The sequence below is a fragment of the Luteimonas sp. TWI662 genome, assembly GCF_039673825.1.
Classification (GTDB): Bacteria; Pseudomonadota; Gammaproteobacteria; order Xanthomonadales; family Xanthomonadaceae; genus Luteimonas.
Window position 1 is genome coordinate 1 of the sequence record NZ_JBDJMI010000030.1, and the last position, 21,238, is coordinate 21,238.

Below are 21,238 nucleotides of genomic sequence, written 5' to 3' on the forward strand. Positions count from 1 at the left end.
GGTCACCCTCCCTGGTTTGCAACCCCGGGGCCGGTGTCCATTTGCGCGTGGCTAATTTCCACTCTCACCCCGGTTTTCCGTCTCAAACGATCTCGGCAGCGGACTGGCCACCGGTGGCCGCGCCCGAGTCAAGGCAGAGTGAGCATGGATGGCGTGCGCGGCATGCCGCGCATCCATGCGAACGCCACGCGTGCTTCGCGTGGCCGGACCGCGCACGGGACCTGCCGAGGGGAGAGCGGCTTCCGGCCGGCCGATGCCCATCCGAAATAGAAGTCGGTCACCGCACCTCACAAAAAAAAGCCCGCCGAAGAGGCGGGCTTTTCGTTCCACTAGCACATGAGGCTCAGGCCACCACGCCCTGCCGGACGCTGCTGCCGTCGAGGTTGGCGTTGCGCAGCGCGGTGATGCGCTCCTCGAGCGGCGGATGGCTCATCAGCAGGCGCTTGAGGCCACCGCCGACGCCGCCGCTGATGCCGAACGCAGCGACCTGCTTGGGCAGCGTGCTCTCGCCATAGGTCTGCGCCAGCCGCTCGAGCGCGGCGATCATCTTCTCGCGACCCGCCAACTGGGCACCGCCGGCATCGGCGCGGAACTCGCGATGGCGCGAGAACCACATCGCGATCATCGACGCGAACAGGCCGAAGATCATGTCGAGCACGAACACGATCGCGAAATAGGCAATGCCACCACCGCCGTTGTCGCGGCCGCCGCTCAGGTAGCCGTCGATCGCACGGCCGACCACGCGGGCCAGGAAGATCACGAAGGTGTTGAGCACGCCCTGCAGCAGCGTCATCGTCACCATGTCGCCATTGGCGACGTGGCTGACCTCGTGCGCCAGTACCGCCTCGGCCTCTTCGCGCGTCATCGCGCGCAGCAAGCCGGTCGATACCGCCACCAGCGAGGCGTCGCGGCGGGCGCCGGTGGCGAACGCGTTGATCTCCGGCGCGTCGTAGATCGCGACCTCGGGCATGCCGATACCGGCCATCTGCGCCTGCCGCTGCACGGTCGTCAGCAGCCAACGCTCGGCCTCGTTGCGCGGCTCGGTGATCACCTGGGCACCGGTGAAGCGCTTGGCCGACCATTTGGAGATCGCCAGCGTGAAGAACGCACCGCCGAATCCGAACAGCGCGGCGAACACCAGCAACCCGGCATAGGTCGAAGGATTGATGCCGAGCACGGCCATGACGATGCTGACCAGGGCCAGCACGGCGAAGTTGGTGGCGATGAGGAGGGCGTAGCGCTTGAGCATCGGGGGCCTTTTTGAGGTCTGCCTGCGTCTGGCGGGAATCGGAATGTGTGCGAAGAATTTGCGCACGCGCCCCCATGATTTCAATTCACGGGCCGCGATGCCACAGTGTGCGCCCCGTGACAGTTCATGTTCGAGACAGTTCCGGCGCGATGTCGCCTTCTGCCCTTCCCCCTTGCGGCCGCTTTGCGCCGTCCCCGACCGGGCCCCTGCATGCCGGGTCGCTGGTCGCCGCGCTCGGCAGCTGGCTGATGGCGCGCCGCAGCGGTGGGCAGTGGCGGGTGAGGATCGAGGATGTGGACCGGCCACGCGAGGTCGCCGGCGCGGCCGACGCCCAGTTGGCGATGCTGCGCGCCTGCGGTCTGGACTGGGACGGCGAGGTCGTGCGCCAGAGTGCCCGCGAGGCCCTGTACCAGGCGGCGCTCGACCGGCTGCTGGCCGACGGCCATGCGTTCGTCTGCCACTGCACCCGCAGCACGCTGGCGGCGGACGGCGGGATCCATCGCGGTCGTTGCGTCGCACCCCGCCCGCGCCCGGACCCGGCGATCCGCCTGCGCGTGCCGCCGGGCACGCAGATCGCGTTCGACGATGCGCTGCGCGGCCGGATCGAACAGGACCTGTGGACGGAGGTCGGCGATTTCGTGCTGCGCCGGGCCGACGGACTGTGGGCCTACCAGTTGGCGGTGGTCGTCGACGATGCCGACCAGGGCATCACCGACGTGGTCCGCGGCGCCGACCTGCTCGATTCCACACCACGGCAGATCCTGCTCCAGCAGCGGCTCGGGCTGCCCATCCCGCGCCACGCGCACCTGCCGCTGCTGCGCGACGCCACCGGGCGCAAGCTGTCCAAGTCTTTCGGCGCGGAGGCGCCCGACCCGGCCGATCCCCTGCCCGCCCTGCGCGCGGCCTGGCAGGCGCTGGGGCAATCGCCGCTCGCGGCCGACAGCGTGCAGGCTTGGCGCGCGCGCGCGCTCGCGTGCTTCGATCCGGCGCGCATTCCGATCGTCGATCCGGTTGGTGCATCGCACACTGGACGCGCTTGTCAGCATGGCTAGACTGGCTTGTCGTCGCCATGGGGGCGACGCCTGCATCGCAATGGGAGGGCGGCAATGAGCGCACGCGTGGCATTGGTCACCGGCGGCACCGGCGGTATCGGCACGGCCATCGTCAGGCGCCTGGCCGACAGCGGCTATCGCGTCGCCACCAACTACCGCAACGCCGAAAAAGCGCAAGCCTGGCAGCGGCAGTTGCGCGAGGCCGGCTACGAGGTCGCGATCGCGGCCGGGGATGTGTCCGACCACGTCGAGGCCGAGCGCATGGTGCGCGAGCTGGAGTCCCAGCTCGGGCCTATCGATATCCTGATCAACAACGCCGGCATCACCCGCGACGGCACGTTCCACAAGATGCAACCGCAGCAGTGGCAGGACGTCATCGGCACCAATCTCAACTCGGTCTACAACGTCACCCGTCCGGTGATCGAGGGCATGCGCGAGCGCAAGTGGGGCCGGATCATCCAGATCAGCTCAATCAACGGCCTTAAGGGGCAGTACGGCCAGGCCAACTACGCCGCGGCCAAGGCCGGCATGCACGGCTTCACGATTTCGCTGGCGCGCGAGAACGCCAAGCTCGGTATCACCGTCAACACGGTCTCGCCCGGCTACGTCGCCACCGACATGGTGATGGCGGTGCCCGAGGAGGTGCGCGCCAAGATCGCCGCCGACATCCCGACCGGGCGACTGGGACGCCCGGAGGAGATCGCCTACGCGGTCAACTTCCTGGTGGCCGAGGAAGCGTCGTGGATCACTGGCTCCAACCTCGACATCAACGGTGGCCACCACATGGGGTGGTGAGGGGGCGACCGCGCCGCGCGTCCATACCGCGGCGAACGGTCTGCAGCGCGTTGCGGCCGGCCGCATTCATGCCTTGTTCCAGTTGCGCCCCCTTCCCCGCTGCGCCATGCTGCGCGGCATCAAAGACTTGAGTACCGGCTTCATGGGCGCCACGCGCATCATCAAGAAGTACCCCAACCGTCGGCTCTACGATACGGAAATCTCCAGCTACATCACCATCGAGGACGTGCGCCAACTCATCGTCGACGGCGAGAACTTCGAGGTGCGGGATGCCAAGAGCGGCGAGGACCTGACCCGCTCGGTCCTGCTGCAGATCATCTCCGACCAGGAGTCGGACGGCGAACCCGTGCTCTCGACCCAGTTGCTGAGCCAGATCATCCGCTTCTACGGCGATTCGATGCAGGGGTTCATGGGCAGCTACCTGGAACGCTCGATGCAGGTCTTCCTCGACCAGCAGCAGCAGTTCCGCCAGCAGATGGGTGGCCTGCTCGGGCAGACGCCATGGGCGATGATGAACCAGCTCACCGAGCGCAATCTGGAAATGTGGAAGGAATTCCAGAAGACCATGACCGGCGGCGTCCACACCGATCGTCCGGGCGACAAGCGCGGCCGCTGAGCCGACGCACCGTGTCCGTGCCCGACCGGGCGCCCTCCCGCATGAACTCATCCCCTCGAATCGCGCTGGTCACCGGCGGCCTGGGCGGCATCGGCCGCGCGATCTGCATGCGTCTGGCCGCCGCTGGCTGCCGCGTGGTCGCCGCCGACCTGCCTCGCGATCCTGCGCGGCGCCAGGCCGGTCCCGACCCGCTGCCGACGCAGATCGAGACGCTGGCGCTGGACGTCGGCGACTTCGACGCCTGCGCGGCGGCAGTCGCCGACATCGAAGCACGGCATGGCCGGCTCGACATCCTGGTCAATGCCGCTGGCATCACCCGCGACGCCACCCTGCGCAAGATGACGCGTACGCAGTGGGACGAAGTGCTGCACATCGACCTGGGCAGCGTGTTCAACCTCTGCCGCCATGCGGTCGAGGGCATGGCGACGCGCGGCTTCGGGCGCATCGTCAACATCGGTTCGGTCAGTGGCCAGACCGGCAATTTCGGCCAGACCAACTACGCCGCGGCGAAGGCCGGGTTGCACGGATTCACGATGGCGCTCGCACGCGAGGTCGCCGCCAAGGGCGTCACCGTCAACAGCCTGTCGCCCGGCTACGTCGCCACACCGATGACCGCGGCGATGCCGCCTGAGGTGCTCGCGCGCACCGTCGCCAGCGTGCCGGTGGGCCGCGTCGGCCAGCCCGACGACATCGCCCGTGCGGTCGCGTTCCTGGCGGCCGATGATGCCGGCTACATCACCGGCGTCAACCTGCCGGTCAACGGCGGCTTGTTCATGAGCTTCTGAGGCGCCCGGCCGCGCACGGTCAGCGGGTGGCGGTCTGTGCGTCCTCGCAGAACTTCGCGCGGTACTCGAGCGCCTTGGGCATCAGCCCCTCCAGGGTCTGGATGCGGGTGCCGGGATTGGGATGGGTCGACGAGAACTCCGGCGGCGCCTGTCCGCCGCTGGCCTCGCCCATGCGTTGCCACAGCGGCACCGCTTCGCGCGGATCGAAGCACGCTGCCGCGGCAAGCATCAGCCCGACCGCATCGGCTTCGGTCTCGTGCTTGCGCGCATAGGGCAGCAGATAGCCGTAGCCCATGGCCGCCATGACCATCTGCTGTTGCTGGGGATCCATCCCGCTCATCGCGCCGGCGGTCTGACCGATCTGGGTCAGCCGCTGCTGGGCCATGCGCTGGGCGCCGTGGCGCAGCAGCGCATGCGCGATCTCGTGGCCCATCACCACCGCCATCGCATCGGCGGTCTGCGCCACCGGCACCAGCCCGGTGTAGACCGCCATCTTGCCGCCGGGCAGGCAGAAGGCGTTGGCCTGGTCGGACTCGATGACATTGACCTCCCAGTCGAAGGTCTCGGAAAAGCGCGTCGGCGCCAGTCCGTTCTCGCGCGCCAACTCGGCCTCGACCACCCCGACCTTGGCGATCAACCGATCGGCGATCGCGCGCACGTCGCGGGCGACCGGGCTGTCGGGCGCGACCGCACGCTCCTGGCCCAGAATCTCCTCGTAGGCCTGCAGGCCGAGCGCCTTCTCGTCGTCGACGCTCAGGCCGCGGTCGATCAACACCGTCTCCCCGGTGACCGGATCGACCGAGCGGTTGGAGATGTAGTAGTACGCGCCGTAGAGCCCGAACAGCAGCAGGATCACCCACCGCAGGTTGAAGCCGCGACGCGGCGCACGCCCGGGCTGCTGCCGGCTGCCACCGAAGGGATCCTGTCTCATCTCGTTCTCCAGTGCCGGAAAGGCCGGCGGCGGTCAAAGGTCGCGGACGACGCGGAAGCCGATTCTGGCATTGGTCGTGTCGACGGAGGCGAGTGCCCGCCAGCTGGCGCGGGTCTGGGCCGGCGAGCTCGCCCAAGAGCCCCCCCGGATCACCTGGTCGCGGCAGCCCGGATTGACCCAGGCCGAGCCGTCCTCCGGCGCCCGGCGGTAGGTCGCATGCCAGCAATCGGCCATCCATTCACTGACATTGCCGGCCAGGTCGTACACCCCCCAGCGATTGGGTGGGAAGCTGGCGACCGGGGCCGGCCCCCAGTAGCCGTCGCCGTAATCGGCGAACGCATTGCCCCAGGTCCGCCCCGAGGGCGAACGGTCGAGGGCGCCGGTGACGTTGCCGGCCTCGGGCGGCGGCGTGCCCTCGCCCCACGGCCAGCGCTCGCTGGTGCCGGCGCGATAGGCGTATTCGAACTCGGCCTCGCTCGGCAGCCGGTAGCGCTGCCCGCTCTGTGCCGACAACCAGTCGACATAGGCCTGCGCGTCCTTGGCGCTGACATGCAGCACCGGCATGGTGTCGCCAGCTGGGCGACCGACATAGTCCGAACGCCAGTCGACGTTGCTGCGGCGCAGGAAGTTGCCGGTGCGCTCGTCGTAGACCATCGAAAAGCCGCGGCGCATGGCCCGGGTCTGGTAGCCGGTCGCCTCGATGAAGCGCCGGAATTCGGCCACGCTCACTTCGCGCACGCCCATCGCAAAGCCCCGCTCGAACCGGACCGCATGGCGCGGCTTTTCGTTGTCGTCGGCGGTCTCGTCGCCGGGCAGTGCGCCCATCATGAAGCCGCCGTGCGGCAGTACGACCAGTTGCGGCCCGCGCGCCCCGCCTTCCAGCGCATCGGTGAATACCTGGCCGGGCCGGAAGTCGCCGTAGTGGACCGCCCGATCGATGCGCTCGCGCAGGTCCAGCGCCACCGGGTCGCCCGGCGAGGCGATCGCCAGGATCTCGGCCAGTCGCGCGCGCGCGGTCGCCACGCCATTGATCTTCGGCAGCGCCTCCACGCCGGCATCGCGCAGCCGCTGGATGCGCACCGCGCGCATGTGCGCGATGCGCCGCTCGGCATCGGGCACGGTCGCAAAGCCGGGCCGGACGGTCGTGGCGTAGGCCAGCCAGCGCGCGGCGGTACGGAAATCGCCCTGTGTGCCGGCGTCCTCGGCGCGCCGGATCAGCGCGCTCTCGACCGCGGCCAGGCCTTGTAGCGCGCGTGGCTGGCCGGGTCGCAACGCCGCCGCCTCGCGGAAACCCGCCAATGCGCCGCCGCCCTCCTCGCCCAGTTCGCCGGCGGCGAGTGCGCGCTCGGCCTCGCGGTTGAGGTCCCACAGCCGATCGCTCTCGTCGACGCGCTCCAGGTACCGGACCACGGCCTCGTCGTCGGCAGCGAGGTAGCGCGCGACCGCGGCAAACTCGTGCGCGGCGCGCAGGCCGGCGATCGAATCGCGGTTGTCGGCCTCGTCCAGCGCACGATCGCCCAGTGCGAGCAGCTTGGCCTGGGCCCGGCGCAGCGCGGCGCGCGCCGCGCGCGCGTGACCGGGCACTTGCTGCAGGGCCAGATACAGCGGGATCGCCGAGTCGGCGGTCGCGTACAGGTCGTCTGCGGCCAGCGCCTCGGCCGCGCGCTTGCGGGCTTCGTCGACGGCCTCGGGGGCGATCGTGACCGGTGGCGGCTGCCAGTTGAGCTCACCGGCGATCCGGTCGTCGCCGCTGATGGTCACGCTGCCGTCGCCGCCTGAGGCCTTTTCGCTGCGGGTGTCGCCGTCACAGCCGCTGCCCAGCAGCAGCAACGCGCCCAGCACTCCGACCACGACGACTGCGCGCAACGCTGGCTCCCATGACCGCATCGCGTCAGATTAATCGATCGCAGCCGAGGCGACGATGCGCCGGCTTCACGATTGCCGCTCCCGCATGCCGCCGTTAGGCTGTCGCGCATGCCCTCTTCCAATGCCTGCTGGATCGACGATCCGGCGATTCTCCAGTCCCGACTCCAGGCGGCCTCCGTCCGCGTCGGGCTCGACACTGAATTCATCCGCGAGCGGACCTTCTGGCCCCAACTGGCTCTGGTGCAGGTCGCGCTCGAGCGCGACGATGGCGGCATCGATGTGCTGCTGGTCGACCCGCTGGTGCCCGGCATGCTCGAGGCGTTGCGCCCGCTGCTGGCCGACCCGGCCATCGTCAAGATCATGCACAGCGCCAGCGAGGACCTGGTCGCGCTGGGCCATGCCTGCGGCGTGGCGCCGGCGCCGCTGTTCGACACCCAGATCGCCGCGGCGCTGGCCGGCACCGGTTCGGGCATGGGCTACCAGCGGCTGGTGCAGGACACGCTCGGCATCGCGCTGCCCAAGGGCGAAACCCGCTCGGACTGGCTGCGGCGGCCGCTGTCGCCGACCCAGCTCGAATACGCCGCCGACGATGTCGAGCACCTGTTCGCGCTGCACGAAACGCTGGCCGCGAAGATCGCGGCGCTCGGCCGCGAGGCCTGGCTGCAGGAGGACTGCGCGCGGCTGGTGGCAACGGCCGGCAACATGGAAGGCGAGCGCTGGCCGCAACTGGGCGGTCGCACCGGGCTGTTTCTGGATGCCGACGCGCAGCGCCGCCTGCTGCGCCTGCTGCGCTGGCGCGAGCACTACGCCCGCAGTCACGACCGGCCACGCAGTTGGATTCTCGACAACGAACTGGCGACGCTGCTCGCTCGCGACCCGCCGGTCGATCCGGCCGCGCTGCAGCGCCGGCTCGACGCCCATCCCAAGGCCCCGCGCAAACTCGGCGCCGCGATCTGGGACGCGCTGAACACCGAACTGCTCGACGAGGCCGAGGCGCCGATCGCACGCGCCGAGGAGCCGGATCGCAAGCGCCTGAAACAACTGCAACAGGCGGTGGCCGCACGCAGCGCCGAACTCGGCCTGCCCGATGGCGTGCTCGCTTCGCGCAAGTGGCTCGAAGCCTTGGTCGAAGGCGCCGACTGGCCCGGCGCGTTGTCGGGTTGGCGCCGTGCCCAGCTCGAACCCACGCTCGCGCCGTTGCTAGAAAAGGCTGGCGGCTTGGTCGAACGCTCCGTATAATTGCGCCCATCGTGGGGCGGTAGCTCAGCTGGGAGAGCGTCGCGTTCGCAATGCGAAGGTCGGGAGTTCGATCCTCCTCCGCTCCACCAAGTCATTCCCGGTTCGAACACGAAGGGTTGGACGGTCCGCCGTCCAACCCTTCGTCGTTCTGCCCAAGGGGCGCGCCCACTCGCCTGGCGTTACGCGCTATTTGCCCAGATGGCGACGCACATCCGCGGCCATCGGCCCCACGGCCGCGACTGCTTCGCGCAACTGCTCTGGGGTGACATCCAGCGCCTGGGTCCAGTCGCGAAGCTCGTCATCTTCGTCGACGTTGATGCGATCGCGATCGGCGGCGCCGGTCTTGCGCTTGTCGTCCGACATGGTGGTCTCCAAAGGCTGCGGTGGCGCCACCTTCCCGCCGTGGATGTGGGCCGTGCGTGAACCGCGTCAGACGGCCGCGACCTCGATCCAGGTCGGCGCATGGTCGCTGGCGCCGGGTTCGAGCCGCAGCCAGCGATCCACGCCCGCCTTGCGCACCCGCTCGGCCAGCGCCGCGTTGACCAGCAGATGGTCGATGCGCAGGCCGCGGTCGCGCTCGGCGTGCTGCCGGAAATGGTCCCAGAACGTGTAGACCTGCGCCTGATCGCCGAGCACCTGACGCAGCGCATCGGTCCAGCCCTGCGCCAGCAGCCGCTCGAAGGCGTCGCGCACCTCGGGCTGGATCAGCGCGTCCTTGCGCCAGGCCTTGGCGTCGTAGACATCCGCATCGGTCGGGATGACGTTGTAGTCGCCCATCAGCACCACCGGATGCGCCAGCCCGACCAGCGTGCGCGCATGCTTGGCCAGCCGCTGCATCCACGCGAGCTTGTAGTCGAACTTGGGGCCGGGCTGCGGATTGCCGTTGGGCAGGTACAGCGCGCCGACCACGATGCCGTGCACCGCCGCCTCGATGTAGCGGCTCTGCGCATCGTCCGGATCGCCAGGCAGGCCGCGCCGGCTCTCGACCGGCACCGTATCGCGGCCGAGCAGCGCGACGCCGTTCCAGGCCCGCTGCCCCTGCCAGATCGCCCCATAGCCGGCCGCTTCCAGCGCTTGGGCCGGGAACGCGGCATCGGCAGCCTTGAGTTCCTGCAGCGCGACGATGTCCGGGCGCGCCGCCTCCAGCCAGGCCAGCAACTGCGGCAGCCGCTTGCCGATGCCATTGACGTTGAACGTGGCCAGCTTGAGGGTCTTCTTGCGCGCCATGGCGCCGGGTTCCGGTGACGGGGCTGCGTGCCGCAGTGGGCCCCGACCATAGGACCGGCGCAATGGCCAGCGGGTGAAAAAGAGGCTTCGTCGGAAATCAGAAAAACCGGGGTCAGTGTGCAATTTCGCCTTGCAAAATTGCACTCTGACCCCGGTTTTGCCGGCGGCGCGCGGGCGGGGGTCCTGCCCTCTCGCCAACGGGGCGCGGAAGGTGTACAAATGTACACCATGCACTCTCTTCCTCCCCAACGCGCCGCCGTGCTGGCCTTCGTCCGCGACCGGATCCGTGCCGGCCGGCCGCCGAGCCTGGCCGAGATCGCCGCGCACTTCGGTTTCGCCTCGCGCAGCGCCGCGCACAAGCATGTCCAGGCACTCACCGCCGTCGGCTTGCTGGAGGCACATCCACATCACAAGCGCGGCCTGAGCCTGCCCGGCGAGGACGCGCGCCCGCCGTTGCTGGCGCTGCCGGTGCTGGGCCGGGTCGCGGCGGGCGTGCCGATCGGTGCCGATATCGGCCTCGACCGCCAGCTGTGGCTCGACCGCGGCGTGTTCTCGCTGCGGCCCGACTACCTGCTGCAGGTGCAAGGCGACTCGATGATCGACGACGGCATCCTCGACGGCGACCTGGTCGGGGTGCACCGCAGCGCCGATGCCCGCGACGGGCAGACGGTGGTCGCCCGGCTCGACGGCGAACTGACGATCAAGCGGCTGCAGCGGGGCACCGACGGCATCCGCCTGCTGCCGCGCAACCCGGCGTATGCACCGATCGTGGTACCCCCGGGCGCCGACTTCGCGATCGAGGGCCTGTTCTGCGGACTGGTGCGGCAGGGCTGATGGGCCAGGTCCTGCCCCTGGACGCCTTGCTGGCCGCACGCACGGTCTGGCACGCCGGTCGCGGGACGGCGACGGCCGGCGATGGCGAACCGACCGGGATGGCCGCGCTCGATGCGGTGCTGCCCGATCGCGGCTGGCCGCGCGGTGCGCTGACCGAACTGCTGCTACCGGCCGATGGCGTCGGTGAGATCGCATTGCTGTTGCCGGCCTTGGCGCGCATGACCGCCACCGGCGGGCGGGTGGTGCTGATCGATCCGCCCTATGTCGCCTATGCGCCGGCCTGGCAGGCCGGCGGTGTCGATCTGGCCCGGCTGGAGATCGTGGTCGCGCCGCCGCGCGATGCCCTGTGGGCCTTCGAGCAGTGCCTGCGCAGCGGCGCCTGCGCGGCGGTGCTCGGCTGGCCGCGGACGGCCGACGACCGTGCGCTGCGCCGGTTGCAGGTCGCAGCCGATGCCGGCGACTGCTGCGCTTTCGCGGTGCGCGACCGCCGGCATGCGGTCAACGCCTCCCCCGCCGCACTGCGGTTGGAATATCTGCCCGCCGACGACGCCTGGCAGGTGCGCAAATGCCGTGGCGCGCAGCCGCCGGCGCGCCCGATCCGGCTGGCCCACTGATGCCGCCACGCCCGTCCGCATGCAGCGCAGTCCCGACCGCGCGGCCGTCTGCCCGTCGGCTTTCGGGGCGCCGGTCGCACGCCCTCGCCCGCGCACAGGCGTGAGCCCACCATGCTCTGGACCTGTCTGCTGCTGCCGCAACTGGCGCTCGACGCCGTCCTGCGCCGTCTCGACGATCCCGACGCCCCGCTGGCGCTGGTCGAAGGCCCGGCGCAGTTGCGGCGCCTGCACGCGGTCAACGCCGCCGCCGCTGCCGCCGGCCTGAAATCCGGCATGCGGCTGTCGGCCGCGCATGCACTGCTGGCCGACGTGCGCACCGTCGATCACGACGCCGGGGCCGAAGCGCGCTGCCAGCGCTTCCTCGCCGCCTGGGCCTATCGCCACAGCTCGCTGGTCAGCGCGCAGTGGCCGCGCGCGATCGTACTCGAGGCCCAGGCGAGCTTCCGCCTGTTCGGGCCCTGGCCCACGTTCGAACATCGGCTGCGTCAGGAGCTCGACACGCTCGGCTTCCGGCACCGCATCGCGCTGGCGCCGACACCGCGTGCGGCGCGCGTGCTCGCCGGGCTGCGCGACGGCCTGGCGGTGACCGAACCGGGCGCGCTGCGGGCCCTGCTCGACCGCGCGCCGATCCGGCGCGCGGCGCTGCCCGACGATGCCGGCGAGCGGCTGCACCGCATGGGCCTGCGCCACCTGGCCGACGTGCGCGGCCTGCCGCGCGATGCGCTGCGACGCCGTTGCGGGATCGCGGTGCTCGACCATCTCGATCGGCTCTACGGCGACGTCGACGACCCGCTCGACTGCTACGCCCCGCCCGACCGCTTCGATGCCCGCGTCGAGCTGGGCTACGAGGTCGAGAGCCATACCGCGCTGCTGTTCCCGCTGCGCCGGCTGACCGGCGATCTGGCGACCTATCTGTCGATCCGCGACGGTGGCGTGCAGCGCTTCACGCTGCGGCTCGAGCACGCCAGCGGCCGCACCGAGGTCGAGGTCGGTCTGCTCGCGCCCGAGCGCGACCCGGCGCTGCTGTTCGAACTGGCACGCAGCCGGCTCGAGCGCACCGGGGTCGACCGCCCGGTCGTCGCGCTGGGTCTGGTCGCCCACCAGTTGCCGCCATTCGTGCCAGCCAGCCGCGACCTGTTCGATCCGCGTCCGCAGCAGGCCGTGGACTGGCCGCAGCTGCGTGAGCGCCTGCGCGCGCGGCTGGGCGACGACGCCGTGCATCGCGTCGCCCCGGCCGGCGATCCACGGCCCGAACGCGCCTGGCGACGGGTGTCCGGCGACGACATCACCATCGAACCCGCCCCGCCCCGGCCGCCGCGCCCGGCGTGGCTGTTGCCCGAGCCGGTCCCCCTGCGCGACCCGCGGCTGCGCGTGCTGTCCGGGCCCGAACGGCTGGAAAGCGGCTGGTGGGACGATGGCGACGCGCGCCGCGACTACTACTGCGTCGAGACCTCGAACGGGCAACGCGCCTGGGCCTTCGTGCCGGTCGGCGAACGCGACGGCTGGATGCTGCACGGGTGGTTCGCATGACCAGCGTGCGCAGGCCGATTCCAACGCCCACGGAAGCGCTGCGATGAGCACGATCGACGGCGTCGACCGCGATACGCCCGGCGGCCAGCCGCCGCGGGCCTGGACGGTCGCGCACCGGCTGCGCGAGGCGGCCAACGACGCGGTCGCCCCCGATGCGCGCGCTGCCGGATCGCCGCCCTACGCCGAATTGCACTGTCTGTCGGATTTCTCGTTCCTGCGCGGCGCCTCTGATGCCGAACAGTTGTTCCGCCGTGCGCTGCATTGCGGCTACGAGGCGTTAGCGATCACCGACGAGTGCTCGCTGGCCGGGATCGTGCGCGCGCTCGAAGCCTCCGAAGGCACCGGGCTCAAGCTGATCGTCGGCAGCGAATTCCGGCTCGTCGACGGCCTGCGCTGCGTGCTGCTGGTCGAGACGATCGCCGGCTACCGCACGCTGTGCGCGCTGATCACCCAGGCACGGCGCGCTGCCGCCAAGGGCCATTACCGGCTCACACGCGAGGACATGGCCACCGTGCTGCAGGGCACGGCCGACGGACTGTTCGCGCTGTGGCTGCCGGGCGAAACCCCCGATCCGGACGAGGGCCGCTGGCTGCACGGCCTGTTCGGCGCGCGCGCGTACCTGGCCGTAGAGCTGCACCGCGAACGCGATGACGCCGCGCGCCTGGACGCGCTGCTGGCACTGGCGCGCACGCTGGGGCTGCCGGCGCTGGCCAGCGGCGATGCGCATATGGCCACCCGGCGCGAGCGCATGCTGCAGGACACGCTCACCGCGATCGCCCGCAACACCCCGCTGGCCGACTGCGGCGCGCACCTGTTCCGCAATGGCGAGCGCCACCTGCGCACCCGGCGCGCGCTGGGCAACATCTACGGCGCGGCGCTGATGGAGGCGGCCGCAGCGCTGGCGCGCCGTTGCAGCTTCAACCTGCGCAGCATCCGCTACGACTACCCGGTCGAGCTGGTCCCCGACGGCCACACCCCGACCACCTGGCTGCGGGTGCTGACCGAGCGCGGCATCATTGAGCGCTGGCCCGACGGCCCGACGCCCCAGGTGCGCGAGTTGATCGAATTCGAGCTCGCGCTGATCGCCAAGAAGGGCTACGAAGCCTTCTTCCTGACCGTGGCCGACATCGTCGCGTTCGCCCGCAAGCGGGAGATCCTGTGCCAGGGCCGCGGCTCATCGGCGAACTCGGCGGTCTGCTATGCGCTGGGCATCACTGCGGTGAACCCCGACGAGACCCGCTTGCTGATGGCGCGCTTTCTGTCCGAACAGCGCAACGAGCCGCCCGACATCGACGTCGACTTCGAGCACCAGCGGCGCGAGGAGGTCATCCAGTACGTCTACGCCAAGTACGGGCGCGAGCGGGCCGCACTCGCCGCGACGGTGATCAGCTACCGCGGCAAGAGCGCAGTGCGCGATGTCGCCAAGGCCTTCGGCCTGCCCGACGATCAGATCGCGCTGCTGACCACCTGCTATGGCTGGGGCAACGGCGACACGCCGATGGAACAGCGCATCGCCGAGGCGGGCTTCGACCTGCACAACCCGCTGATCCGCAAGATCCTGCTGGTGACCGAGGGCTTGCGCGGCCATCCGCGGCACCTGTCGCAACACGTCGGCGGTTTCGTCATTTCCGATGCCCCGCTCTCGCACCTGGTTCCGGTCGAGAACGCGGCGATGGCCGATCGCACGATCATCCAGTGGGAAAAGGACGACCTGGAGACGATGCAATTGCTCAAGGTCGACTGCCTGGCGCTGGGCATGCTGACCTGCATCCGCAAGACGCTGGACCTGGTACGCGGCCATCGTGGGCGGGACTTCGCACTCGCGACCCTGCCCGCCGAGGACAAGGCCACATACAAGATGATCCAGATCGCCGATACCGTCGGCGTGTTCCAGATCGAATCGCGCGCGCAGATGGCGATGCTGCCCCGGCTCAAGCCCGCGCGCTTCTACGACCTGGTGGTCGAAGTGGCCATCGTGCGCCCCGGCCCGATCCAGGGCGACATGGTGCATCCGTACCTGCGCCGGCGGCAGGGTCGCGAGGCGGTCGACTATCCCAATGACGAGATCCGCAGCATCCTCGCACCCACGCTCGGCGTGCCGCTGTTCCAAGAGCAGGTCATGGAACTCCTGATGAAGGCGGCCGACTACACCGACAGCGAGGCCGACCACCTGCGGCGCTCGATGGCGGCCTGGCGGCGCGGCGGCGACATGGAGCAGCACCGAGTGCGGGTGCGCGAGCGCATGCTGCGGAAGGACTATTCGCCCGAGTTCATCGACCAGATCTTCGACCAGATCAAGGGCTTCGGCTCCTACGGCTTCCCGCAGAGCCACGCTGCCTCGTTCGCCAAGCTGGTCTATGCCAGTTGCTGGCTCAAGCGCCACGAGCCGGCCGCATTCGCCTGCGGCCTGCTCAACGCGCAGCCGATGGGCTTCTACTCGCCCAGCCAGATCGTGCAGGACGCTCGCCGCGGCAGCGCGCAGCGCGCACGCGTCGAAGTGCTGCCGGTCGACGTGCTGCACAGCGACTACGACAGCACGCTGGTCGGCGGCCGGCCCTGGCGCAGCGACGCCGATCCGGGCGTCCAGCCGGCAATCCGGCTCGGCCTGCGCCTGGTCGCGGGGCTGCCCGAGGCGGCCGCGCACCGCATCGTCGCCGAACGCGGCCGGCGCCCGTTCGCCGACATCGCCGACCTGGTCCTGCGCGCCGGCCTCGAGGCCAAGGCGCGCCAGGCGCTGGCCGAGGCCGATGCGCTGCGCGGGCTGGCCGGCCATCGCAATGCCGCGCGCTGGGCGGTCGCCGGCATCGAGCAGCGGCGCCCGCTGCTGCCTGGCAGCCCCGACGAGGCCGAGGTCGCCCTGCCCGCGCCCGCCGCCGGCGAAGAGATCCTGTCCGACTACCGGGCCCTGGGCCTGAGCCTTGGCCCGCATCCGATGGCGCTGCTGCGTCCGCAGATGGCCGCGCGGCGGATCATCGGCCTGCGCGAGTTGCAGGCCCGGCGCCACGGCAGCGGCGTGCACGTCGCCGGCCTGGTGACCCAGCGCCAGCGCCCGGCCACGGCCAAGGGCACGATCTTCGTCACGCTCGAGGACGAGACCGGCATGATCAACGTCATCGTCTGGTCGCACCTGGCGATCCGCCGCCGGCGCGCCCTGCTCGAATCCCGGCTGCTCGCCGTGCGCGGCCGCTGGGAACGGGTCGACGGCGTCGCCCACCTCATCGCCGGCGACCTGCACGACCTCAGCGACCTGCTCGGCACGATGCCGCTGCCCTCGCGCGATTTCCATTGAGCCGCGGCGCCTGCGCACCCGGTTCCTGGGCCCCCGCAACCGGCCTTCCCTACTTTTGCGTGCCGGCACCCCCCCTGCGCCACCGTGTCGTTGTTGGGCGACCGCGCATCACGCCACCCCGTTCTGCGCGCTTGCCCAGGCCGCTCGCCGGCCGGCAGCGCGGTCGTCCGGGGAACGCCCGGACGTTATAATGAAGAGATGGCCCCGTAGCTCAGCTGGATAGAGCATCCCCCTCCTAAGGGGAAGGTCGCACGTTCGAATCGTGCCGGGGTCGCCAGTTCCGCGACCATCCCCCAGCGGCTGTCCCGCCGCGTCGCACCCCCTTCTTCGCCAGCGCCGCCCCGCGGCGCCAGCGCACACCAGGAGTTTTTCGCGATGTCCCATCCCGTCCTCACCGCGCTCGGCCTCGATTCCACCGAATCGGGCACTTATCTCGGCAACAACGAATGGGCCCGCGATACCGGTGCCGGCACGCTGACTCCGGTGAACCCGGCCAGCGGCGAGTCGCTGGCACAGGTGCTGGCAACCTCGCAGGCCGACTACGAGACCATCGTGACCCGTGCCCAGGCCGCGTTCCGCGAATGGCGCACGACGCCGGCGCCGCGCCGCGGCGAGGCGATCCGGCTGTGCGCCGAGGCGCTGCGCACCCACAAGGACGCGCTCGGCTCGCTGGTCGCACTGGAGATGGGCAAGTCCAAGCCCGAAGGCGACGGCGAAGTGCAGGAGATGATCGACATCGGCGAGTTCGCCGTCGGTCTGTCGCGTCAGCTCTACGGCCTGACCATGCATTCCGAGCGCCCCGGCCACCGCATGTACGAGCAGTGGCATCCGCTGGGCTTGGTCGGCGTGATCAGCGCGTTCAACTTCCCGGTCGCGGTCTGGGCCTGGAACAGCTTCGTCGCCGCGGTCTGCGGCAACGTCACCATCTGGAAGCCGTCGCCGAAGACGCCGTTGTCGGCGATCGCGTCGATGAAGATCTGCAACGAGGCGCTGCGTGCCGGCGGCTTCCCGGACATCTTCTTCCTGTTCAACGATGCCGGCAGCGATCTGGCCCAGGCGTTCGTCGACGACAAGCGCATCGCGCTGGTCAGCTTCACCGGCTCGACCCGGGTCGGCCGCCACGTCGGCGAGCGCGTCGCCCGTCGCATGGGCCGCTCGCTGCTCGAACTGGGCGGCAACAACGCGATCATCGTCGATCCGACCGCCGACCTGAAGCTGGCGATCCCGGCGATCGTGTTCGGTGCCGTCGGCACCGCCGGCCAGCGCTGCACGACCACGCGCCGGCTGTTCGTGCACGCCTCGATCTTCGACGACGTGCTGGCCAAGCTCAAGACCGCCTACGCCCAGGTCGAATCGCGGATCGGCGACCCCACCGATGCCGCCAACCTGATGGGCCCGCTGAACTCGCGCGACGCGGTGGACGCCTACCTGGCGGCGATCGAGAAGGCCAAGGCCGCCGGCGGCACGATCGAGAGCGGCGGCAAGGCGCTCGACGACCGCAAGGGCTTCTTCGTGCTGCCGACCCTCGTCACCGGCCTGTCGAACGATGCCGAGGTGGTGCAGGCCGAGACCTTCGCGCCGATCCTTTATGTGATGAAGTACGAGCAGCTCGACGAGGCGATCGACATGCAGAACGACGTGCCGCAGGGCCTGTCGTCGGCGATCTTCACCAACGACCTCAAGGCCTCCGAGCGCTTCCTGTCGGCGCGCGGTTCGGACTGCGGCATCGCCAACGTCAACATCGGCACGTCCGGTGCCGAGATCGGTGGCGCGTTCGGCGGCGAGAAGGAGACCGGCGGCGGCCGCGAGTCGGGCTCCGATGCCTGGCGCGCCTACATGCGCCGGCAGACCAACACCATCAACTACTCCGACGCCCTGCCCCTCGCCCAGGGCATCAAGTTCGACCTGTGAGACGGACCAGCGCCCTGGCGGTCACCAGCCTGGTCTGCGGTCTGTTGGGCTGGAGCCTGCTGCCTTGGCTGGGCAGCCTGGTGGCGGTGATCACCGGCCATCTGGCGCGTGCGGAAATCCGCCGCACGCCCGAGCTCGACGGCGACGGCATGGCCGTGGCCGGGCTGGTGCTGGGCTATGTGCAGTTCGTCGCGACGGTCGTCGGCATCGTGGTGTTGCTGCTGTTCTTCGGCGGCCTGTTCTGGCTCGGGACGGCGAGCTGAGGTGTACGGACTCGCCCGACCGCTGCTGTTCCGGCTCGACGCCGAGCGCGCCCACCATCTGACGCTGGCCGCGCTCGATGCCGCGCACCGCGCCGGCCTGTCGTCGATGCTCGGCGGCGCGCCGGCACCGCTGCCGACCGAGGCCTTCGGCCTGCGCTTTCCCAACCCCGTCGGCCTTGCCGCCGGTCTGGACAAGAACGGCGCGCACATCGATGCGCTGTTCGCGCTGGGGTTCGGCTTCGTCGAGATCGGCACCGTGACCCCGCGCCCACAGGACGGCAATCCGAAGCCGCGGATGTTCCGGCTGCCGCAGCATCGCGCGCTGATCAACCGGCTGGGCTTCAACAATGCCGGGGTCGATGCGCTGGTCGCCAATGTCGAGCGCGCGCGCCGCAACGGCGTGCTCGGCATCAACATCGGCAAGAACAAGGACACCCCCAACGACGCGGCCGCCAACGACTACCTGGCCTGCCTGGAGCGGGTCTATCCGCTGGCCGACTACGTCACCGTCAACATCTCCTCGCCCAACACCGCGGGCCTGCGCGACCTGCAGGAAGCGCAGGCCCTGCAACGCCTGATCGGGACGCTGCGCGAGGCGCAGGAGCGGCTGGCCGCCCAGCATCGGCGGCGCGTGCCGGTGCTGGTGAAGATCGCCCCCGACCTCGACGACGGCGGCATCGAAGCCGCGGCCCGGGTGTTCGGCGACCTGGCGGTGGATGGCGTCATCGCGACCAACACCACCATCGCGCGCACCGGCGTCGAAGCCGACGCGACCGCCGCGCAGGCCGGCGGCCTGTCCGGCGCGCCGCTGATGGACCGGGCGACCGCGGTGCTGCGCAAGCTGCGCGCGCAGTTGCCCGCGACCCTCCCGCTGATCGGCGTGGGCGGCATCGTCTGCGGCGCCGACGCTGCCACCAAGATCGCCGCTGGCGCGTCGCTGGTCCAGGTCTACTCGGGCCTGGTCTATCGGGGGCCGGCCCTGGTCGGCGAATGCGTGGAGGCGATCCGCGGCCGCCGCGATGCCACCGACCGCAGCCCTGCCCCGGAGCGCTGAGCCGCCGATGCCCGCCCCGTTCGATCTGCGCGAACGCGTCGACCTGCGCACCCGCAACACCTTCGGCGTCCCGGCGCAGGCACGCCGGCTGCTCGAGGTCGGCGACGCCGCGGCGTTGCCGCAGGCGCTGCCCGCGCTCGGCGAGGCGGCGCCGCTGGTGCTGGGCGGCGGCAGCAATCTGCTGTTCGTCGACGATATCGACACGGCGCTGGCGATCGTCGACACCCGCCGGGCCATCGTCGCCGACGATGGCGTCCAGGCGCAGGTCCGCGCCGCTGCGGGCGCGTGCTGGCACGATGTGGTGATGTGGTCGCTGGCCCAAGGCCTGGGCGGCCTGGAAAACCTGGCGCTGATCCCTGGCACCGTGGGCGCGGCGCCGATCCAGAACATCGGCGCCTACGGCGTCGAGGTCGCCGACCGCATCCATGCGGTCGAGGCCTTCGATCGCACACGCGGTGCCCCGGTCGTCCTCGACGCGGCGGCCTGCGGCTTCGGCTACCGCGACAGCGTGTTCAAGCAGATGCCCGACCGTTGGATCGTCACCGCAGTCACCTTTGCGCTCTCGCGCCGTGCCGCGCCGGTGCTCGATTACGCCGGCATCCGCGACGCGCTCGCCGCGCGCGGTGTGGCCGCGCCGACGCCGTCCGATGTCGCCGAGGCCGTGATCGCGATCCGCCGCAGCAAGCTGCCCGACCCGGCCGTGATCGGCAACGCCGGCAGCTTCTTCAAGAACCCGATCGTCCACGCCGCGATCGCTGCGGCCCTGCGCGAGACGCATCCCGATCTTCCGGTATTCCCGGTCGATGCTGACCGCTGCAAGCTTTCGGCTGCGTGGCTGATCGACCGCTGCGGCTGGAAGGGCCACCGCGATGGCGATGCCGGCGTCTCGGCGGGACACGCCCTGGTGCTGGTCAACCACGGCGGCGCGCACGGCCGCGACCTGCTGGCGCTGGCGCGGCGCATCGCCGCGTCGGTGCACGCCCGGTTCGGCGTGGACCTGGCGCCCGAGCCGCGGATCGTGGGAGCGACGTGGTGAGCGGCCTGACACGACGCTGGCAGCCGACCTCGGCCGCAGGCAAAGCGGCGCTGCTGATGCTGGGCAGTACATCGGCGTTCGCGCTGATGGCGATCACGATCCGCTTCGCGTCGGCGACCGTCCCGACCACCGAGGTCGCGTTCTTCCGCAACTTCTTCGGCCTGCTCGCGCTGTTGCCGATCCTGCTGCATGCCGGCGGCGGCCTCCCGCGCACGCGCCATCTCGGCCGCTACCTGGTGCGCACGCTGGTCGGCCTGGGCTCGATGCTGTGCGCGTTCTGGGCGATCGGCCATCTGCCGCTGTCGCAGGCGGTCTCGCTGTCGTATGCCGCACCGTTGTTTGCGACCATCGCCGCGGTGCTGTGGCTGGGCGAGATCGTGCGCGTGCGGCGCTGGATGGCGGTGTCGGCCGGCTTCATCGGCGTACTGGTGATCCTGCGCCCGGGCGTGGCGTTCTCGGCGCCGATGCTGATCCCGGTACTCGGCGCCCTGCTCGCGGCCCTGGTCGCGATCCAGATGAAGCAGCTGTCGAAGATCGATCCGCCCGACACGATTGTCTTCTACACCTACGTGCTATGGGTGCCGCTGTCGCTGGTGCCGGCGCTGTTCCAGTGGGTATGGCCCGATCCGGTCGCCTGGTTGTGGCTGCTGGCGACGGGCGTGCTCGGCACGCTGGGCCAATGGCTGTGGACACGCGCGCTGCGCCTGGGCGAGGTCTCTGCGCTGCAGCCGATCAGCTTCGTGCAGTTGCCGATCGTGGTCATCTTCGGCTGGTGGCTGTTCGGCGAGACGGTCGACCTGTGGACGATGGCCGGCGCGGCGATCGTGTTCGGCGCCAACGGCTACATCGCCCATCGCGAAGCGGTGCTCGCACGCCGCGCCGCCTCCCAGCGTCCGACCGAGGCGGCCAAGCCCAGCGAGTAGCACGGGCGTCGCGGCAACCGCGCA

The 21,238-nt window shown here is 70.6% G+C and carries 19 protein-coding genes and 2 tRNA genes; 16 read left to right on the forward strand and 5 right to left on the reverse strand.

The window, feature by feature from the left end:
- Window positions 1-343 precede the first annotated feature (343 nt).
- Window positions 344-1,249: a protease HtpX gene (gene htpX, locus ABE488_RS15850; RefSeq protein WP_047135836.1), complete on the reverse strand. Its 906-nt coding sequence runs from the start codon at window positions 1,247-1,249 to the stop codon at window positions 344-346.
- A gap of 149 nt (window positions 1,250-1,398) precedes the next feature.
- On the opposite strand from htpX, the gene gluQRS reads away from it, so the two are divergent.
- The 4 genes from gluQRS (at window position 1,399) to phbB (ABE488_RS15870) (ending at window position 4,497) form a co-directional block, all read left to right on the forward strand.
- Window positions 1,399-2,301, forward strand: a complete 903-nt coding sequence (gluQRS, locus tag ABE488_RS15855; RefSeq protein ID WP_346449395.1) for a tRNA glutamyl-Q(34) synthetase GluQRS — start codon at window positions 1,399-1,401, stop codon at window positions 2,299-2,301.
- A 54-nt stretch (window positions 2,302-2,355) separates the two neighbouring features.
- Window positions 2,356-3,096: an acetoacetyl-CoA reductase gene (phbB, locus tag ABE488_RS15860; RefSeq protein WP_346444124.1), complete on the forward strand. Its 741-nt coding sequence runs from the start codon at window positions 2,356-2,358 to the stop codon at window positions 3,094-3,096.
- A 142-nt stretch (window positions 3,097-3,238) separates the two neighbouring features.
- Window positions 3,239-3,712 carry a polyhydroxyalkanoate synthesis repressor PhaR gene (gene phaR, locus ABE488_RS15865; RefSeq protein ID WP_183427118.1) on the forward strand — a complete coding sequence of 158 codons (474 nt, stop codon included), beginning with the start codon at window positions 3,239-3,241 and terminating at the stop codon, window positions 3,710-3,712.
- Window positions 3,713-3,753: 41 nt separating this feature from the next.
- Window positions 3,754-4,497: an acetoacetyl-CoA reductase gene (gene phbB / locus ABE488_RS15870; protein ID WP_346449397.1), complete on the forward strand. Its 744-nt coding sequence runs from the start codon at window positions 3,754-3,756 to the stop codon at window positions 4,495-4,497.
- A gap of 19 nt (window positions 4,498-4,516) precedes the next feature.
- On the opposite strand, the gene ABE488_RS15875 is transcribed toward phbB (ABE488_RS15870), so the two are convergent.
- Window positions 4,517-5,428: a M48 family metallopeptidase gene (locus tag ABE488_RS15875; RefSeq protein WP_346444122.1), complete on the reverse strand. Its 912-nt coding sequence runs from the start codon at window positions 5,426-5,428 to the stop codon at window positions 4,517-4,519.
- Between the two features lie 33 nt (window positions 5,429-5,461).
- Window positions 5,462-7,294, reverse strand: coding sequence for a formylglycine-generating enzyme family protein (locus ABE488_RS15880; RefSeq protein ID WP_346444120.1), 1,833 nt, complete (start codon window positions 7,292-7,294; stop codon window positions 5,462-5,464).
- Between the two features lie 108 nt (window positions 7,295-7,402).
- Between ABE488_RS15880 and rnd the strand changes: the two genes are divergently transcribed.
- Together rnd and ABE488_RS15890 are read left to right on the forward strand one after the other, a co-directional pair.
- On the forward strand, window positions 7,403-8,533 hold the full coding sequence (rnd, locus tag ABE488_RS15885; RefSeq protein ID WP_346444119.1) for a ribonuclease D: 1,131 nt from the start codon (window positions 7,403-7,405) through the stop codon (window positions 8,531-8,533).
- 13 nt (window positions 8,534-8,546) lie between these two features.
- Window positions 8,547-8,622, forward strand: a tRNA-Ala gene (locus ABE488_RS15890).
- A 97-nt stretch (window positions 8,623-8,719) separates the two neighbouring features.
- Here ABE488_RS15890 and ABE488_RS15895 read toward each other — a convergent pair.
- Both ABE488_RS15895 and ABE488_RS15900 read right to left on the reverse strand, forming a co-directional pair.
- A complete protein-coding gene (locus ABE488_RS15895; protein ID WP_346449398.1) occupies window positions 8,720-8,896 on the reverse strand; it encodes a DUF3606 domain-containing protein in 177 nt (58 codons plus the stop codon).
- 66 nt (window positions 8,897-8,962) lie between these two features.
- Window positions 8,963-9,760 carry an exodeoxyribonuclease III gene (locus ABE488_RS15900; RefSeq protein ID WP_346449399.1) on the reverse strand — a complete coding sequence of 266 codons (798 nt, stop codon included), beginning with the start codon at window positions 9,758-9,760 and terminating at the stop codon, window positions 8,963-8,965.
- A 228-nt stretch (window positions 9,761-9,988) separates the two neighbouring features.
- Here ABE488_RS15900 and lexA point away from each other — a divergent pair, with 228 nt between their 5' ends.
- From lexA to ABE488_RS15950, 10 genes are all read left to right on the forward strand, one after another.
- Window positions 9,989-10,594, forward strand: coding sequence for a transcriptional repressor LexA (lexA, locus tag ABE488_RS15905; RefSeq protein ID WP_346449401.1), 606 nt, complete (start codon window positions 9,989-9,991; stop codon window positions 10,592-10,594).
- The gene (gene imuA / locus ABE488_RS15910; RefSeq protein WP_346449403.1) at window positions 10,594-11,208 is read left to right on the forward strand and encodes a translesion DNA synthesis-associated protein ImuA; all 615 of its coding nucleotides are present in this window, start codon (window positions 10,594-10,596) and stop codon (window positions 11,206-11,208) included. Before lexA ends, imuA begins: the two co-directional genes overlap by 1 nt.
- A 111-nt stretch (window positions 11,209-11,319) precedes the next feature.
- Window positions 11,320-12,738 carry a DNA polymerase Y family protein gene (locus ABE488_RS15915; RefSeq protein WP_346449404.1) on the forward strand — a complete coding sequence of 473 codons (1,419 nt, stop codon included), beginning with the start codon at window positions 11,320-11,322 and terminating at the stop codon, window positions 12,736-12,738.
- A gap of 43 nt (window positions 12,739-12,781) precedes the next feature.
- Entirely contained in the window at window positions 12,782-16,027 is a 3,246-nt protein-coding gene (locus tag ABE488_RS15920; protein ID WP_346449406.1) for an error-prone DNA polymerase, read from the forward strand.
- A gap of 200 nt (window positions 16,028-16,227) precedes the next feature.
- Window positions 16,228-16,304: transfer RNA gene (locus ABE488_RS15925), tRNA-Arg, on the forward strand.
- A gap of 98 nt (window positions 16,305-16,402) precedes the next feature.
- Entirely contained in the window at window positions 16,403-17,938 is a 1,536-nt protein-coding gene (locus tag ABE488_RS15930) for an aldehyde dehydrogenase family protein (RefSeq protein ID WP_346449407.1), read from the forward strand.
- Complete coding sequence (locus ABE488_RS15935; protein WP_346449408.1) at window positions 17,935-18,201, forward strand: DUF4190 domain-containing protein; 267 nt, start codon at window positions 17,935-17,937, stop codon at window positions 18,199-18,201. The genes ABE488_RS15930 and ABE488_RS15935 overlap by 4 nt, the downstream gene beginning before the upstream one ends.
- A gap of 1 nt (window position 18,202) precedes the next feature.
- On the forward strand, window positions 18,203-19,255 hold the full coding sequence (locus tag ABE488_RS15940) for a quinone-dependent dihydroorotate dehydrogenase (protein ID WP_346449410.1): 1,053 nt from the start codon (window positions 18,203-18,205) through the stop codon (window positions 19,253-19,255).
- 7 nt (window positions 19,256-19,262) lie between these two features.
- The gene (gene murB / locus ABE488_RS15945; RefSeq protein WP_346449412.1) at window positions 19,263-20,291 is read left to right on the forward strand and encodes a UDP-N-acetylmuramate dehydrogenase; all 1,029 of its coding nucleotides are present in this window, start codon (window positions 19,263-19,265) and stop codon (window positions 20,289-20,291) included.
- Between the two features lie 5 nt (window positions 20,292-20,296).
- Entirely contained in the window at window positions 20,297-21,214 is a 918-nt protein-coding gene (locus ABE488_RS15950; RefSeq protein WP_346449423.1) for a DMT family transporter, read from the forward strand.
- The last annotated feature ends 24 nt before the right edge of the window (window positions 21,215-21,238 follow it).